Annotated in this window: 12 protein-coding genes, 1 tRNA gene and 1 pseudogene; 6 read left to right on the forward strand and 8 right to left on the reverse strand. The window is 64.9% G+C overall.

Annotated features, from left to right (window positions below; all coding sequences use genetic code 11):
- Positions 1–155: 155 nt before the first annotated feature.
- The 3 genes and pseudogenes from QTL98_RS17540 to QTL98_RS17550 all read left to right on the forward strand — a co-directional run.
- Positions 156–761, forward strand: coding sequence for a hypothetical protein (locus QTL98_RS17540; protein ID WP_445679755.1), 606 nt, complete (start codon positions 156–158; stop codon positions 759–761).
- 153 nt (positions 762–914) lie between these two features.
- Positions 915–1,514: a hypothetical protein gene (locus tag QTL98_RS17545; protein ID WP_445679756.1), complete on the forward strand. Its 600-nt coding sequence runs from the start codon at positions 915–917 to the stop codon at positions 1,512–1,514.
- A gap of 761 nt (positions 1,515–2,275) precedes the next feature.
- Positions 2,276–3,265, forward strand: a pseudogene (locus QTL98_RS17550) (methyl-accepting chemotaxis protein); the annotation flags it as partial.
- An 85-nt stretch (positions 3,266–3,350) separates the two neighbouring features.
- Here the strand turns inward: QTL98_RS17550 and QTL98_RS17555 are convergent.
- Positions 3,351–4,697, reverse strand: a complete 1,347-nt coding sequence (locus QTL98_RS17555) for a glutamine synthetase family protein (protein WP_445679757.1) — start codon at positions 4,695–4,697, stop codon at positions 3,351–3,353.
- A 341-nt stretch (positions 4,698–5,038) separates the two neighbouring features.
- Positions 5,039–6,250 (reverse strand): citrate/2-methylcitrate synthase, encoded by a 1,212-nt coding sequence (locus QTL98_RS17560; protein ID WP_445679758.1) that lies wholly within the window; start codon positions 6,248–6,250, stop codon positions 5,039–5,041.
- Between the two features lie 124 nt (positions 6,251–6,374).
- On the opposite strand from QTL98_RS17560, the gene QTL98_RS17565 reads away from it, so the two are divergent.
- Entirely contained in the window at positions 6,375–7,226 is an 852-nt protein-coding gene (locus QTL98_RS17565) for a class I SAM-dependent methyltransferase (protein ID WP_445679759.1), read from the forward strand.
- Between the two features lie 168 nt (positions 7,227–7,394).
- On the opposite strand, the gene QTL98_RS17570 is transcribed toward QTL98_RS17565, so the two are convergent.
- Complete coding sequence (locus tag QTL98_RS17570; RefSeq protein WP_445679760.1) at positions 7,395–8,678, reverse strand: NAD(P)/FAD-dependent oxidoreductase; 1,284 nt, start codon at positions 8,676–8,678, stop codon at positions 7,395–7,397.
- Positions 8,679–8,724: 46 nt separating this feature from the next.
- On the reverse strand, positions 8,725–8,928 hold the full coding sequence (locus QTL98_RS17575; protein ID WP_445679761.1) for a hypothetical protein: 204 nt from the start codon (positions 8,926–8,928) through the stop codon (positions 8,725–8,727).
- Positions 8,929–9,216: 288 nt separating this feature from the next.
- Here QTL98_RS17575 and QTL98_RS17580 point away from each other — a divergent pair.
- Positions 9,217–9,292: transfer RNA gene (locus tag QTL98_RS17580), tRNA-Glu, on the forward strand.
- Positions 9,293–9,435: 143 nt separating this feature from the next.
- Here QTL98_RS17580 and QTL98_RS17585 read toward each other — a convergent pair.
- The 4 genes from QTL98_RS17585 to QTL98_RS17600 all read right to left on the reverse strand — a co-directional run bounded on the left by QTL98_RS17585 (position 9,436) and on the right by QTL98_RS17600 (position 14,701).
- Positions 9,436–10,236 (reverse strand): inositol monophosphatase family protein, encoded by an 801-nt coding sequence (locus QTL98_RS17585; RefSeq protein ID WP_445679762.1) that lies wholly within the window; start codon positions 10,234–10,236, stop codon positions 9,436–9,438.
- A gap of 47 nt (positions 10,237–10,283) precedes the next feature.
- A complete protein-coding gene (locus QTL98_RS17590; RefSeq protein ID WP_445679763.1) occupies positions 10,284–11,363 on the reverse strand; it encodes an ABC transporter ATP-binding protein in 1,080 nt (359 codons plus the stop codon).
- Positions 11,360–13,591 (reverse strand): ABC transporter permease, encoded by a 2,232-nt coding sequence (locus QTL98_RS17595; RefSeq protein ID WP_445679764.1) that lies wholly within the window; start codon positions 13,589–13,591, stop codon positions 11,360–11,362. Before QTL98_RS17595 ends, QTL98_RS17590 begins: the two co-directional genes overlap by 4 nt.
- Before the next feature lie 81 nt (positions 13,592–13,672).
- Positions 13,673–14,701, reverse strand: a complete 1,029-nt coding sequence (locus QTL98_RS17600) for an ABC transporter substrate-binding protein (RefSeq protein WP_445679765.1) — start codon at positions 14,699–14,701, stop codon at positions 13,673–13,675.
- A 179-nt stretch (positions 14,702–14,880) separates the two neighbouring features.
- On the opposite strand from QTL98_RS17600, the gene QTL98_RS17605 reads away from it, so the two are divergent.
- Positions 14,881–15,894 carry a LacI family DNA-binding transcriptional regulator gene (locus QTL98_RS17605; protein ID WP_445679766.1) on the forward strand — a complete coding sequence of 338 codons (1,014 nt, stop codon included), beginning with the start codon at positions 14,881–14,883 and terminating at the stop codon, positions 15,892–15,894.
- Positions 15,895–15,896: the final 2 nt, after the last annotated feature.

The raw sequence follows: 15,896 nt of genomic DNA on the forward strand, positions 1-15,896 counted from the left end.
ACCGGCGCTCCGGCAGGTGAGGCGATTTTCCAAAGGATTAGCTAACCTTCGGGGGCAGGGAAGAGAGGCCGCTTTTATGCAAGAATGCCCCCTCACGCCCTCACCGCAGAAAGGGCGCCTGCACGCTGGCAGGAACCGCCCGGAAACGCGACACGATGAGACACCCCCTCCCAACAGTGCTTCTGGCCTCGGCCCTTGCATCGGCAAGTCTGCCGGCGCTGCATTCCGCCGCCGCAGCACAGCAGAACAAGTATGACACCGTTATCCGTGCCTTTGCCGAAAACACGGTGCGGCAATGGATTGCCGACCCCCGTATCATCGCTGCCCTGCGCGAACAGAATGCCCATAACCGCCACATCACCCGGATGGCAATCGACACGCTGGATGCACAATGGCGCGCCGAACTGACCTCCACCAGCCATCCCCTTATCGATACCGTGCTCGCCAAGCCGGCCTCCCGCCTGCTGCTTGCCGATGAAAAAACGACCGACGGGCTGGTCACCGAAATCATTCTCATGGATGAACACGGCCTCAATGTCGCGCAAAGCGACGTCACCACCGACTACTGGCAGGGGGACGAAGCCAAATGGCAGAAGAGCTTCGGTGCCGGCGCCGGGGCGATTTTCATCGACCGGCCGGAGCGCGATGAATCGACCCAGACCTTCCAGTCCCAGCTCAGCATGACCGTCAGCGATCCGGATACCGGCAGGGCCATCGGCGCCATTACCGTCGGCATCAGCATCGAGAGGATGCAACCCTGAAAATCGATACTACCCAAAGGAGGTTCTGCATCCCAAAGGGTTAGCTATCCGATCGCCAGCGCGATTATCCCTTCATGTTATGGCAATAACAAAACCACGAGATGCCCTCGCCGGCCGAGGGCTACCGCCAACGACATATTAGGGAAGCGCCCCATGAAGTCCCCCTGCCCCCGCGCCACTCTTCTGGCTGTTGCCTGCGCCGCAGGCCTCACCCTGCTGGTCGGCACCCCGGCCATCGCCGACAACGCCTATGAAGCGCCGATGCGCGAGTTTGCGGAAAAGACCGTAAAGCAGTGGGTCAGCGATCCTGCGGTTATCGAGGCGATCAATGCCCAGAATGCGAAGAACGCCGGCCTGACCCAGGCGGATGTCGATGCGCTCGACAAGAAGTGGCGCGCGGAAGTAACGGCGGCCAGCCACCCGATGATCGACGGCGTGCTGGGCACGGCGGTCTCCAAAAAGCTGGCGGATGCCGAGCAGGCGGCCGGCGGGCTGGTCACCGAGATTTTCATTATGGATGACAAGGGCCTCAACGTCGCCCAGAGCGAAATCACCTCCGACTACTGGCAGGGTGATGAAGCCAAGTGGCAGAAGACCTACAGCGTCGGGCCCGATGCCATCTTCATCGACGATGTCGAGCAGGACGAGTCCACGCAGACCTTCCAGTCGCAGCTCAGCATGACCATCAGCGACCCTGCGACCGGCAAGGCCATCGGTGCCATCACCGTGGGCATCAATGTCGACAAGCTGTGAGTTTTAGCTGACAGGGCGGGCCATGCTTCGGGCCCGGCCTGCCCTCCAGCCTGGACACAACCCGTCCCGCTGTTCCCGAGCGACGGAGAACCGATATGACGACCGCTTCGAAGAGCGGCGCCGCCGCGCCGCGCCTGACCGTTACCCGCAAACTCGCCCTTCTCGTCACCCTGGCCATCACCCTGTGCCTTGCGGCGACGGTTGCGGTCTCCACCTTCAGCGCCCGCAAGGCGTTGACGGAAGACGGGCGCTCGTCCTTTGTCGACCTCGCCACCCTGCTGGCCGGCAACGTCGCCGGCGGGTTGAAGTGGAACAAGGTGGACGCGGTGGAGGGCGCCTATTCCACCATGGTGCAGGCGCCGGGCTCGCTGGTTGCCAGCCTCATGACCTTCAACAAGGCCGGCGAAAAGGTAACGCAGTATGATGCGCCCAATCTCCCGCATGTCGACCTGTCGCAGGCCGTTTCCTGGCGCAGCAGCGCGGGGAGCGGGGTCTATGTCCGGCAGGTTGGCGACCACATCATCACGGTCGTACCGGCGGGCGTGGACAAGGATGGCAGCCCGATAGGCACGCTTGCCATCGGCTGGAGCCTTTCGCGGGTTGAAAGCAAGGTGACCGACGCTGCTATCGGCCAGGGGCTGACGGCGTTGATCGCCGGCGCCATCCTCATCCTTGTCCTCATCCTGGCCGCCCGCGCCATGGTCGGCCGCCCGCTGGAACAGCTTTGTTCGGTCATGCGGCACCTTGCCGAAGGCAATCACGACGTAAGCGTGCCCGCGACCACCAAACGCGATGACATCGGCGCCATGGCCCGCGCGGTTGAGGTCTTCAAGCTCAATGCCGTCGAGATGGAGCGGATGCGCGCGCAGCAGCAGCAGGCCGCCGAAACCGCAGAGATCGACAAGCGCCGCGCCATGACGGAACTGGCCGACAGTTTCGAGCGGCGCGTTCGCTCCGTGGTCAATGGCGTTTCCGCCGCCGCTACCCAGATGCAGAGTGTTGCCCGCTCGATGTCGGACGTCGCCGACCGAACGAGCCAGCAGGCCCAGCGTGCCGATGAAGCCGCCCAGGGCGCCGCCGGCAATGTCGCCTCCGTCAGCCACGCAACGGACGAACTTGGCTCGTCACGCGACAAGATTACCCAGCATGTCACCCGCTCGGTCGAGATCGTGCGTACCGCAGCCCGCCAGGCGCTCAGCACCAACGAACAGGTAAGCGGTCTTGTCTCTGCATCCGAGCGTGTGGGCGAGGTGGTGAAGCTCATCAACGATATTGCCGACCAGACCAATCTGCTGGCCCTCAACGCTACCATCGAGGCGGCGCGTGCCGGTGAAGCCGGCAAGGGTTTTGCGGTGGTGGCGCAGGAGGTCAAAAGCCTCGCCACCCAGACGGCCCGCGCCACCGAAGAGATCGCCCAGCAGATCGGCAGCATTCAGCAGGCGACCGGCGAGGCCGCCAGCGCCATCCGCGAGATTGCCACCACCATCGATGAGGTGCGGCGCCTGTCGGACGCTGTCGGCACGGCGGTGGATGAGCAGGGACGGGTTGCCCACACCATTTCCGGCAATGCCCGCGCGGCTGCCGGCGGGGCAGACAGCGTTTCCGCTGCCATCGCCGATGTGACGAACGGAGCCCGCCAGACCGGCAAATCCTCGCAGGAAGTGCTGGGTGCAGCAGCCGAGCTTGCCCGCCAGGCTGAAACCCTGCGCGACGAGGTGGATGCTTTCCTCGGCCAGGTGCGCGGCGCCTGACCGACCGCTCCTTGCCTTACCGCCAGAAAGAAAAAGCCCGGAGGATGCCCTCCGGGCTTTTTCTGTCTTCAGGCACTACGCCCTCTCAGACATTGAGCAGCAGGTTCTCCCGCTCCCAGGCCGAGATCACGGAGTTGTAGAGCCAGTATTCCTCTTCCTTCACCACTTCGACCGCCTCGCAGAAACGCTCGCCGAGGATTTCACGCAGCGGGCGGGCGCTGTGGAAGCGGGCCAGCGATTCCTGCAGCGTCTGCGGCAGGCGGTGCGCCAGCTTGTAGGCCGACCCGGTGATGGGGTCGGACGGCTCCAGCTTCTGCTGGATGCCAAGCCAGCCGCAGGCAAGCGTTGCCGCCAGCGCCAGATAGGGGTTTGCGTCGGCGCCCGGGATGCGGTTTTCCACCCGGCGGGCGGCCGGGCTGCTGTCCGGCACGCGGAAGCTGGTGGTGCGGTTGTCACGGCCCCAATGCACATTGATGGGCGCATCGGCATGCGGCACCAGGCGCTTGTAGGAATTGACGTTGGGCGCCACCAGCGGCATGGCGGCAGGCATGAATTTCTGCAGGCCGCCGACGAAATATTTCAGGAGGTCGCTGTCCGAGCCATCGGGATTGGCAAAGACATTGCGGCCGGTCTCGATATCCAGCACCGACTGGTGGATGTGCATGGCGCTGCCAGGCTGATACTGCATCGGCTTGGCCATGAAGGTGGCATAGATGTTCTTGCGCAGCGCGGCCTGACGCACCGTGCGCTTGAAGATGAACACCTGGTCGGCAAGGTCGAGCGCCTTGCCGTGGTTGAAGTTGATCTCGATCTGCCCGGCGCCGGCCTCATGGGTCAGCGTGTCGATATCGAGGCCCTGCGCATCGCAATAGTCGTAGATATCCTCGCAGACCGGGTCGAACTCGTTGACCGCGTCGATACCATAGGCCTGCCGGCCGCTTTCCTCGCGGCCATTGAGGCCGACGGCGGGACGCAGCGGATAGTCGGGGTCCTTGTTGATGGCAACGAGGAAAAATTCCAGCTCCGGTGCCACGATGGGCATCCAGCCTTTTTCCTCATAAAGCTTCAGCACGCGGCGCAGCACGTAACGGGCGGAAATATCCACCGGCGCGCCATCATGCTCCACCAGGTCGCATACCACCTGGCAGGTCGGCTCCTTGTACCAGGGCACCATGAACACGGCATTTTCATCGGGTTCCATGACGATATCGCCCGCAGCCGCGTCGATAATTCCTTCGTCATGCTCGGCAAAGCGCCCGGTAACCATCTGCACGCAGACGGCTTCGGGCAGGCGCAGGCCGCGCCCCTCAAAGGTCTGGATAAATTTGGTGGCGGGCAAAATCTTGCCGCGCGGAATGCCGGACATATCCGGCACAAGACACTCAACCTCGGTAATACGGTTCTCGCGGATGAAATTCTGGAGGCGAGACATGAAACCCTGCTGCGGTTGCCAACGATGCCTCAAGACTACGCTGCCGCCCCCGCGGCGGTCCATCCGTTATCCGGTTTTATGTCATGCGCGCTTTCGGAAACCGGTATCCGAAAGTGAACCGGCTTCAATTTGCCTAAAAAGTAAGCGCTATGCGTTCGCGCATGGGAGCCATGCGAAGATGTGTCTTTTATTAAGGCACCTCGGACGGCACATTCGGGTTGTCCCATTTACATGGGCGTTTCCTCCCTAGACTTGGGCCGCGATCTACTGGTCGCGGCCTCTTTTCTTTTCTGGGGCAGGCTTCCCGAAAACCGAGCTTTTCCGCCAATTTCGGCCGCCCGTCAATCCCGTGGCGCCGGCCCGCGATAACGTGCGCGCGGCCTGATGAGTCCCCCTTCGGCATATTGCTCCAGCGCATGCGCGCTCCAGCCTGCCATGCGCCCCAGCGCAAACAGGATGACGGGCGCTTCCTCCGGCAATCCCAGCGCCGTGGACAGCAGGCAAAGCGCCATGTCGAGCGAGGGCTTGGCCCCGGTCATATGCTCGCTCGCCCCGGCAATCCGCAGCATCTGCGGCCAGCGCTCCAGCTTTGCGCGGCCGGCCAGGCGGGCAATGGCAAACCAGCGTGGATCGCCCGCCGGATAAAGCGGATGGCCAAAGCCCGGCAGTTCCTCCCCGCGCTTCACCCGCGCCGCCATCGGCACCCGCGGATCGGTGGCCGCCAGCCACTCCGGCAGGCATGCCATGATGCGCCCGGTCATGCCGCCATGGCGGGGCCCCTGCAGGGCGGCGAACCCCGCCGTCAGCGCCGCCGCCAGCGGCGCGCCGGTCGCCGCCACCACGCGCACGGCAAAGGCGGAGGCGTTAAGCTCATGATCCGCGCTTAGAACCAGCGCCGCCCGCAGCAGCTCTTCATCCCGCCCTTCAAGCCCCCAGGCCATCGCCAGTTGCCGGTGCAGCGGCTCCGCCCCCGGCGGGCGCCGTGTGTCGGTCATGATCGCCGCCGCCCAGCGCATCAGGCGAGCGGCCGTGCGCATGACCGGCACCGGGGCCGTGTTGGCCGCCGCCAGTTCCTCCCCCGCCGCCAGCGCCAGCAGCGACTGGCACCGCTCCAGCGGACTGAGGCCGGCAGTGGCGGCGCGCGCGCCGGCAAGAGCGCTGCCCGTCGGCACGGCAGCCGCAAAAGGATCGTTCGCCCCGCTGGCCTCCGCTTGCCAGAGCAGCCGCGCCACCTCTTCCAGCGAGGCCCGCTCGGCCAGCCGGGCGGCATCATGGCCACGGTAATAGAGCCTGCCGTCCTGAATGGCGGTGAGCGCACTGTCCAACACCGGCTCGCCCCAGCTGAAACCGCTGGCGGAGCGCTCCTCCCGCGCGGCGCCCTGCGTGCGCGCCAGCAGCGCTTCCACATCGCCAGCCAGATACCAGCGCCGCCGGCTGGCATCGCGGGCATGAGAGAGGATGAGGCCGCGGCTCACATAGGCATAAAGGCTGGCGACACTTACCCCCAGCCGGTCCGCCGCCTCCTTCGCCGTCAGATAAAGCTCGTTTGCCATCGCCGCCCTTTCCCCGGCCTTGTTTGCCGGAAAGCTTCAACTTGATTGTTATTATCATGATTGATCAATGTTGATGACAAGCGCCTGCTTCCTTCCGCGATCCCCGTTGATGGAGGAGAAGAAAATGAGCGCCCTTTCCGCAGAACCCGATCTGCTGTCGCTCCAACGCCCGGGCCCGGAAGCACCCAAGCCGGTGATGCTGAACGGCACCGAGGCCGCCTTCGGCAAGACGGCCAGCGACTACGGCAAACACCGCGCCGGCTTCCCGCCCGCTTTCTTTGACAGGCTTGCCGCCAGCGGGCTCGTCCGCCCCGGCGAGCGGGCGCTCGATATCGGCACCGGTACCGGCACGGTGGCACGCGGCCTTGCCAGACTGGGGCTTGATGTGACCGGCATGGACCCGGCGGAGCCACTGCTGGCCGAAGCCCGCCGCCTCAGCCGCGAGGCACATCTGGCCGTCGGTTATCTGGCCGGCAAGGCGGAGGCGACGGGGCTTGCCGCCGGCGGCTTCGACCTCATCACCGCCGGCCAGTGCTGGCACTGGTTCGACCGGCCTGCTGCGGCTGCGGAGATGGCCCGGCTGCTGAAACCCGGCGGGCGCCTGATCATTTGCCATTTCGACTGGCTGCCGCTGCCCGGCAATGTGGTGGCGGCAACGGAAGCGCTGATCCGCACCCATAACCCGGACTGGAACATGGGCGGCGGGGCCGGCATCTATCCGCGCTGGTTTGCCGATCTTTCAGGCGCCGGCTTCAGCGGTTTGGAGAGTGCCAGCTTCGATATCGGCCAGCCCTACACCCATGAGGCCTGGCGAGGGCGCATCCGCGCATCGGCCGGCATCAGCGCCAGCCTGCCGCCGCAAACGGTGGAAGCCTTTGACCGGGAGCATGGCGAGATGCTGGCACGGGATTTCCCGGCCGACCCGCTGATCGTCCCGCACCGGGTGTGGTGGGTGAGCGGGGTGAAGGCTGAGTGAGGCCGATGGCAGGCCGCTCCTCATTACCCCCACCCGGCCTGCGGCCGACCTCCCCATGAATGGGGAGGTTTTATCTCACCATATCAGAACCTTATCCTTCCCCATTCATGGGGAAGGTGCCCCCGAAGGGGCGGATGGGGGTAATGAGTCGACCCCGACACCAGCCCCTCAAAGCATATCCCGCAGCCGGTACCACAACATCGCCAGCACCAGCGTCGGCGTCCGCAGCGGGCCGCCGGGGAACGGGCGGTGCGGAATGCGGGCGAACACGTCAAACCGTTCTGCCGTGCCGGCAATGGCCTCCGCCATCAGCCGGCCGGCAAGGCCGGTCAGCGCCACGCCATGGCCGGAGAAGCCCTGCGCAAAGAAGGTGTTGGGGCCTAGGCGGCCCAGATGCGGCAGCCGGTTCATCGAGATATCGACATAACCGCCCCAGCAATGCTCGATCTCCAGATCATCGAGCTGCGGGAAATAATGCAGCATGGTGCGGCGCATGGCCTGCCTGAGCCCCGGCGCATCCATGCCGGAATAACTCACCCGCCCGCCGAACAGCATGCGGTTATCCGGCGACAGGCGATAATAATTGAGCACGAAGTTGATGTCCGCCACCGCCATGCGGTCCCTGATCAGCTTCTCGGCCCGCTCCGCCGCCATCGGCGTGGTGGAGACGATATAGGTGCCGACCGGCATGATGCGGGAGGCCATCTGCGGCACCTGGCGGAACAGCGCATTGCCGCCCAGCACCATATATTTGCCGCGCACCGTGCCGCGATCCGTCACCGCGGCCGGGCTGGCCCCGGTCTCGACGCGGGTAACTTCCGTCTGTTCATAGATGCGCACACCCGCCGCCAGCGCCGCGCGGGCAAGGCCGAGGCAGTAGTTGAGCGGATGGATCTGGCCGGCGGTGGGATCATACATGCCGGAGGTGTAGCGCTCGCTCTCCACCCAGCTGCCAATCTCCAGCTTGTCGAGATAACGCACGCCGGTAGCGCCATAGGCGTGCAGCTCTTCCTCATGCTCGCGCAGGGCGCGGTCATGCCGGGCCTTCACGCCGGCCAGCAGATAACCCCAGCGCAGGTCGCAATCGATGGCGTAACGCTCGACATTGTCGCGAACGATGCCCTTGGCCTCTTCGGCCATTTCCCACAGCGACATCGCCATGTCATGGCCGAACCAGCGTACCAGCGTGCCCATCTCGGGATTGTAGCCGGAGCAGATCTGCCCGCCATTGCGTCCGGAAGCGCCGTTGCCCACGCGGTCGCCTTCCAGCACCACGCAGGAATAACCGCGCGCCGTCAGCTCCAGCGCGGTGGTGAGGCCGGTAAAACCGCCGCCCAGGATCACGACATCGCAGCTCATATCCCCGTCAAGGGGCGGCAACTCGGGAAAGTCTGTCGCGGTCGTCTGGTACCAGGAGGGGGCTTTGGCGAGCGTGGAAATACCGTCTTTCAAGAAAGCGCCTCCTGGCACCGGATCATCTGGCTAGGGGGAGTGCGGATCAGCCGCCGGGCGTGACGCCCAGCTGGCGCTGGATCTGGGCCGCAAGCTGCGCAGCCGCCTGCGGATCGATGGCGAAGGTGAAGACCTCGTCCACCGTGCTCTGCATCTGGATCAGCACCACATTGCCGTCATTGGCAAGCTGGCTGCCAAGCTGCTTGACGATGATGGCCTCGATGCCGTCTCCGGGGTTCTGATCGCTCACGGGCAGGTCGCCTCTTTAAAAAAATGGGTCATTCCCTTGAAGATACTGCCAAAAGGACGCGACAAGAGGCACCCGGATGACAGTGGCTTGCCCTATCTCACACGCCCTGCCCCCCTTTGTCGACCCCGCCATGCCGCGCCGCTGCCCGCCGCCTCTTCGCCGGCGCAGGGCGGCCATGCGCAAAGCAGGGCGCAAAAGGCCCTTGATCTCCGCTGCCCCCTCCGCTAAATGATCCGCCACCGCAAGCGACGGCCCGGCCAGATGGCCCCTGCCCGCTGCGCCGGTAACGCGCCCTTCGTCTAGAGGCCTAGGACGCCGCCCTCTCACGGCGGCAACACGGGTTCGAATCCCGTAGGGCGTACCAACTTCTCCAGAACTGAAATTCTGCATCTGGTTCCGAATGGGCCCGGGCCGTTTCGGCTGCCCGCTCCCGGCATGCCGGATACCGAAAACGAAAGCGGCGACACCGCGCAAGCAGTGCCGCCGCCAGAGATCGTGGGCGCTGCCTTAGACCCCCGCAATCCGCCTCAGATCGTCAATTGCCCCCGGCGCCGCCGCCAGAACGACAGAGCCTTTGGTCAGGCTTTCGCCTTCGGTCGGGAACGGGTGGAACCAGCCGCCGGCCTCGCGCACGAGGCAGTAGCCGCCAAGACAATCCCAGGCGTGCATGTAGGGCTCGTAATAGCCAACCAGCCGGCCGGCCGCGACATAGGCCAGCATCATGGCGCCCGAGCCGTTGCGGATGAAGCTGGCGCCGGCTTCCAAAAGCTTTTCCACCATCTGGCCGACGAATTGCGGGGTGACGAAATTATTGGCGCCGAAGCCGGTGGGCATGTTGCGCAGGGTGCGGGCCGGGTCGAGCGTCAGGCGTTTGCCGTTGAGCGTCGCCCCCATGCCGGCAGCAGCGGCATAAAGCTCGTCCTGGCAGGGCGCCGAGATCACGCCGATCACCGGCTCCCCGCCCTGCAGCAGGGCGATGGAGACGCACCAGTTGGGCATGCCGTTGACGAAGGGCGCGGTGCCATCGATAGGGTCCACCACCCAGGTGAAGGCGGAAGTGCCGCGCTCCAGCCCGTATTCCTCGCCCAGAAACCCGTCATCCGGATAGGCCCCAAGCAGGCGTTCTCGCACCAGTTTTTCAACATTGCGGTCGGCGATGGAGACAACATCCTGCGGGTCGCGCTTGGTCTCGATCACCAGCGTTTCGCGGCGGCGGAAATAATCGAGCGCCAGTTCCCCCGCCTCGCGGGCCACAGCCTCGGCAAGGGCAAGGCGGGCATCAAGGCCGGGGATGGAAGAAGCGGTCATGGCAGTCCTTCAGAGGAGCGGGACAAGAAAGAAAGAGGTACCGGCGGTCAGCCGGCGATGAGGGCGATGCCGCGCTCACGCAAGCCCACCGCCACCTCCGAGCGGGGCGGCAGCGCAATGGCGGCGGAAGCATCGGTGACGAAGAGCGTGGCACCGGCCACCTCCACCTCATATTCCACATGGCCGCCCAGATAGGCGGCCGAGGTGATGCGCCCCTTGAGCGGGGCATCGCCGGCAAGCGGCGAGAGGGTAATGGCGCCGGGGCGGATGGCGAGCCGCGCCGGGCCGGGCCGGGCGGCACGCGCCGGCAGGCTTTGCACGAGGCCGGCATAATTGATGGTCGCCCTGCCCGCCTCCACGCTTTCCACCACGCAGTCCACCACATTCGCCTCGCCGATAAAGTCGGCGATGAAGGGGCTGGCGGGGGATTCGTAAAGCTCATGCGGCGCGCCCTGCTGGGCAATCACCCCTTCCTTCATCACCACGATGCGGTCGGAGACGGCCAGCGCCTCCTCCTGGTCATGCGTCACATAAACGGCGGTGAAACCGAGGCGCTGCTGCAGGTCGCGGATTTCGGAGCGCACACGGCGGCGCAGGCGCGCATCAAGGTTGGAGAGCGGCTCGTCCAGCAGCAGCACCTGCGGCTCCAGCACCAGCGCGCGGGCGACGGCCACACGCTGCTGCTGGCCGCCGGAAAGTTCGGCCGGCAGGCGCGCGCCCATGCCGGCAAGGCCGACAAGGGCAAGCCCGTCTTCCGCCTTCTCCCGCGCTTCCTTGCGTTTGAGGCCGGAGGATTCAAGGCCGTAGGCCACATTGTCCAGCGCGCTCATATGCGGGAAGAGCGCGTAGGACTGGAAGACCATGGAGACGTCGCGCTCGTTGGCGGGCAGCAGCGTCACGTCCTTGCCGCCGATGAGAATGCGGCCGGAGGTGGGGTGCTCAAGGCCCGCCAGCATGCGCAGCGTGGTGGTCTTGCCGCAGCCGGAAGGGCCCAGCAGCGTCACCAGCGTTCCCGGCTCGATGGTGAAGGAGAGATCGGGAATGGCGGTAAAGACGCCGAAGCTCTTGCGCACATTCTCGAAGATCACGGAGCCGGGCTGGTTGAGGGCGGGGCTTGCCGGGTTCATACGGGTTTCTCCTGACCGGGAAGCGCAGGCGAAGCCGGGCGCGATTGCACCCGGTTTTCGCGGCGCAGGCGCCGTTCACCCACCAGCAGCTGGAAGGCGGCGATGACGGTCACCATGATGACGATGAGGGCGGAGGAGTAGGCGATGGCAACGCCATATTCGCCATTCTCCACCAGGCCGACGATGTAGGCGGTGGACATGTTGTATTGCGCGCTGACGAGGAAGATGACGGCGCTGATCGAGGTGATGGCGCGCACGAAGGAATAGACGAGCGCGGCGGTAATGGCAGGCCGCAGCAGCGGCGCCACCACCCGGCGCACGGTGCGGAAGCTGTCGGCCCTGAGCGTCAGCGAGGCTTCATCAAGGCTCTTGTCGATCTGGCTCATCGCTGCCACACCGCCGCGCACACCCACCGGCATGTTGCGGAAGACGAAGCACATGACGAGGATGAGGGCCGTACCCGTCATCTCCAGCGGCGGCAGGTTGAAGGCCATGATGTAGCTGATGCCGATGACAGTGCCGGGGATGGCAAAGCTCATCATCAGCGCAAACTCGAAAAGCCCGCGCCCGGCAAATTTCTGCCGCACGATGATATAGGCGGTAAGCAGGCCGACGACGGCCGTGAGCGGCGCGGAGATGAGCGCGATTTCCATCGTGGTCCAGAAGCTGTCCCACGCCACGCCGCTCCAGGCGATACCGCCATTATCGCGCAGGCCAATGGAAAAGGCCTTCACGTAGTGCTCGACGGTCAGCGTGTTATCGAGCCCCCAGGTGCGCACAAAACCGCCAAAGAGGATCATGACGTAGACGACAAGGGTAAAGATGCCCCACGGGATAACCAGTCCGTGTACGGCAAAGGAGAGGCCACGCGGCAGGGCGGCATGGGCCCCGCTGTCGCCCTTGCCGGTAACGGTCGCGAAGTTCTTGCCCGAGAGCCACAGCCGCTGCGCGATGAAAGCCGTCATGGTGAAGACGAGCAGGATCATCGCCAGCACGGCGGCGCGGGCGGGATCGTTCTGCGAGCCGACAACGGCAAAGAAGATTTCGGTCGAAAGCACGCCATGGCTGCCGCCCAGCACCATCGGGTTGCCGAAATCAGCCATGCTTTCGATGAAGGCGATGAGGAAGGCGTTGGCGAGGCCGGGCGCCATCAGCGGCAGCGATACACGGCGAAAGGTGCGCCAGCGGTCCGCCCGCAAGGTCTGTGAGGCTTCTTCCATCGAGGGGCTCACCCCCTCCACCACGCCGATGAGGACGAGGAAGGAGATGGGGGTGAAGGAGAGCACCTGCGCGATCCAGATGCCGGTCATGCCGTAGAGCCAGCGCCCCGGCTCGATGCCCAGCAGATCAGAGACCAGCTGCGTCACCACACCCGAGCGGCCGAACAACAGGATAAGCGCAAGGCCGATGACGAAGGGCGGGGTGATGATGGGCAGGATGGTGAGCAGGCGCAGCCCCTTCTTGAAGGGAAAGCGCGTGCGTGTGGCAACGAGCGCGAAGCTGAGGCCGAGGAGCGTGGCGCCGCTTGCCGTCAGGATGGCGAGCCACAATGTGCGCCAGGCAACGCCGCAGCGCCCGGCGCCAATCACGCAGTCGAGGCTCCAGATCGAGGGGTCGGCGATGTTGTGGAAGAAGCCGTCCGGCTTGAAGGAGCCGTCAAAATCCTGGAACGCCCCGGCAAACATGCTGAGCACGGGATAAAAGACGAAGATCGTAACCAAGGCGATGAGCGTGGCGATGGAGCCGACGATAAAGGCATCGCCCTTCATCGCGCCGCGTTCGGCAAGGCCGAAGGACAGCAGCAGGATGAAGGTGAAGCCGGTGACGACGGCGCCGGCACCCATGGAGGGCTGGCCATCGCCAAGGCTGCCGAAAAGCCGCTCCAGCACACCCCAGCTCCAGCCGGAAAAGCCGATGGCGAGCCCCTCGAAAGTCAGGAAAACCAGGCCGAGAACGCCGGAGAGAATGAGCAGGCGGGCACGCCGCGACGGCTCCCGCGTAAAACGCGCGGCAAGGCCGATCCCCATGAGGGCAGCGGCAATCGCCAGCCACCAGCGGCCATGCTGAAACACCTGCAGGATAGCGGGCGCACTGGCTGGCTTGCCGGGATAACCCTGAAGCCAGCCAAAGCCATAAAAGCCGCCGTCGATCCGGTACCAGGGCAAAAGAAGAAGAGCGGCAAAACCGGCAACCAGCGCGATGTTCAGCCTGCGGTCAGTACCCGTCATGAAGTCCCCGTCTGCCTCGTGCGGACAGCACGTCACTCAAAAAAGGCGGGGCCGGCGCCAGGCCGGCCCCAGGGAGGACAATCAGTTGGCCTGAGAGCCAATTTCCTCATCCCAGCGGCTGAGCAGATGCTTGCGCACGTCGGGATCGCCAAAGAGTGCGAAATTGTAGTCAATCAGCTTGATGTCCTCGAACTTCGGCGCTTCCTTGGGCACCTCGGCCGACTTGTTGGACGGCAGCTGATAGGACTTGGCGTCCTTCATGTGGGACTGCGCCTCGGCGGAAAGCGCCCAGTCGTACCACTTCTTGGCGTTTTCCATGTTCTTGGCGCCCTTGACGATCGACATGGAGCCGATCTCGTAACCGGTGCCTTCACACGGGGCGACGACCTTGATGGGGAAGCCTTCAACCGTCTGCGCCACCGCATCATGCATGAAGACGATGCCGATGGTCGCCTCGCCGCGGGCCGCCGCCTTCACCGGAGCGGAGCCGGACTTGGTATATTGCGAGATGTTGGCGTTGAGCTTCTTCAGATACTCGAACGCCCCGTCCTCGCCCTTCAGCTGCACCAGCGTGGCGAGCGTGTTGTAGGACGTGCCCGAGGAGTTGGGGTTGGCGATCTGGATTTCGCCCTTGTAGGACGGGTCCAGCAGATCGTCCCAGCACTTGGGCTCCTTGAGGCCCTTCTTGGCCAGAAGCTCGGTGTTGTAGCCCCAGCCGAGTGCACCGGCATAAACGCCGACGGTGCGGTAGTTGGCGGCCTCGGCCTGCTTTTTCGCCCAGTCCTGCAACTGGTCGAAGAGCGGGGATTTATATTCTTCCGTCAGCACCTCGGCAGCGGCCTGCAGATGCGGATCGCCAGTGCCGGCCCACCAGATATCGGTCTTGGGATTGCGGGCTTCGGCGCGGATCTTGGCGTAGGTCTCGCCGGCCGACAGACGCACCATGTTCACGGTGATGTCGGACTGCTGCTCGAACAGGCCCTTCATCAATTCGCACACGGCCGGATCGGCGGAGCAGATCACGTTCAGCTCGCCGGCCGCACGGGCCGAATAGGCGGATAATGCAAGGCCTGCAGCCAGCACGGCTGCGGCCATCGTGGCAGAACGCATGGGTTTCCTCCCGGTATGCGGTGCTTTGGCGCACCTTTCTTGCAATGCTGTGCAACGGTGTCATACCGGGAAAAAGCCTGTCAACCTGATTGTCACAAAACTTTCATATTTTCCTTTTGAACAGTTTGTTGCACGCCCGTGCAAACCAGTGCAAAGCTGCCTCGCGAAGGAAGGGGACGATGGTGGCAAAAGTGTTTGTCAGCGCGCAGGAAGTGGCTGATCGGGCGGGGGTTTCACGCTCGGCGGTCTCGCGTACCTTTACCCCCGGCGCCAGCGTTTCACCGGAAACCAGAGCCCGGGTGATGGAGGCGGCGGACGCGCTTGGCTATCACGTCAACCATCTCGCCCGCGGGCTGATGCGCAATGAAAGCGGCATCATCTGCCTGATCGCCTCCGATGTAGCGACTCCCTATCGCTCCGCCCTGCTGCGCGAGTTGACCCTGCAGTTGCAACAGGGCGGCAAGGTCGCCATGCTCATCAATACCGACCGGTCGGACGGCAGCGTGGACCGCGCACTGCGCCAGGCGATCCGCTACCGGGCCGATGCCTCCATCATCCTTTCCGGCCTGCCCGACAAATCCATTGCCCAGCTTTGCCTGCGCAGCGGCCAGCGGCTGGTGCTGATCAACCGCGACGATGACCAGCCCGGCCCGCTGCGCATCAATCTCGACGATCACGAAGCGGCCGGCCGCGTCGCCACCGCCTTCGTGCGCGCCGGTTGCCGCAGGCTGGCCTTTGCCAATTCCGAAGCCGGCACCCCCAGCCTGATGGCGCGCGAGGAAGGCTTCGTTGCCGCCGCCACGGCGCTTGGCCTCGCGGTGACGGTGGAGCGCTTCGGCTGGACGGGATATGAGGCCGGCAAAGTGCTGGCCCAGCGGCTGCTGACGCGGCGGGAGCGGCCGGATGCCGTCTTCTGCGCTACCGACCTTCTGGCCTGCGGCTTCATGGATGCCGCGCGCCAGCAATTTTCCCTCACCATTCCGGACCAGCTCTGCATCGCCGGCTTTGACGATATCGAACAGGCCAGCTGGTCTTCCTACAACCTCACCACCTTCTCCCAGCCGATCCGGGAAATCGCCTCCCGCGCGGTGGAATGGCTGGGAGCGCCGATACCGGAAGACCATTCTCCCCGCCGCGACTCCCTGCGCCTCAAGGCCGATCTGGTCTGGCGGGGATCGATCCGGGGCGGCTGAGG

The sequence above is a fragment of the Radicibacter daui genome, assembly GCA_030657355.1.
Lineage (GTDB): Bacteria > Pseudomonadota > Alphaproteobacteria > Radicibacterales > Radicibacteraceae > Radicibacter > Radicibacter daui.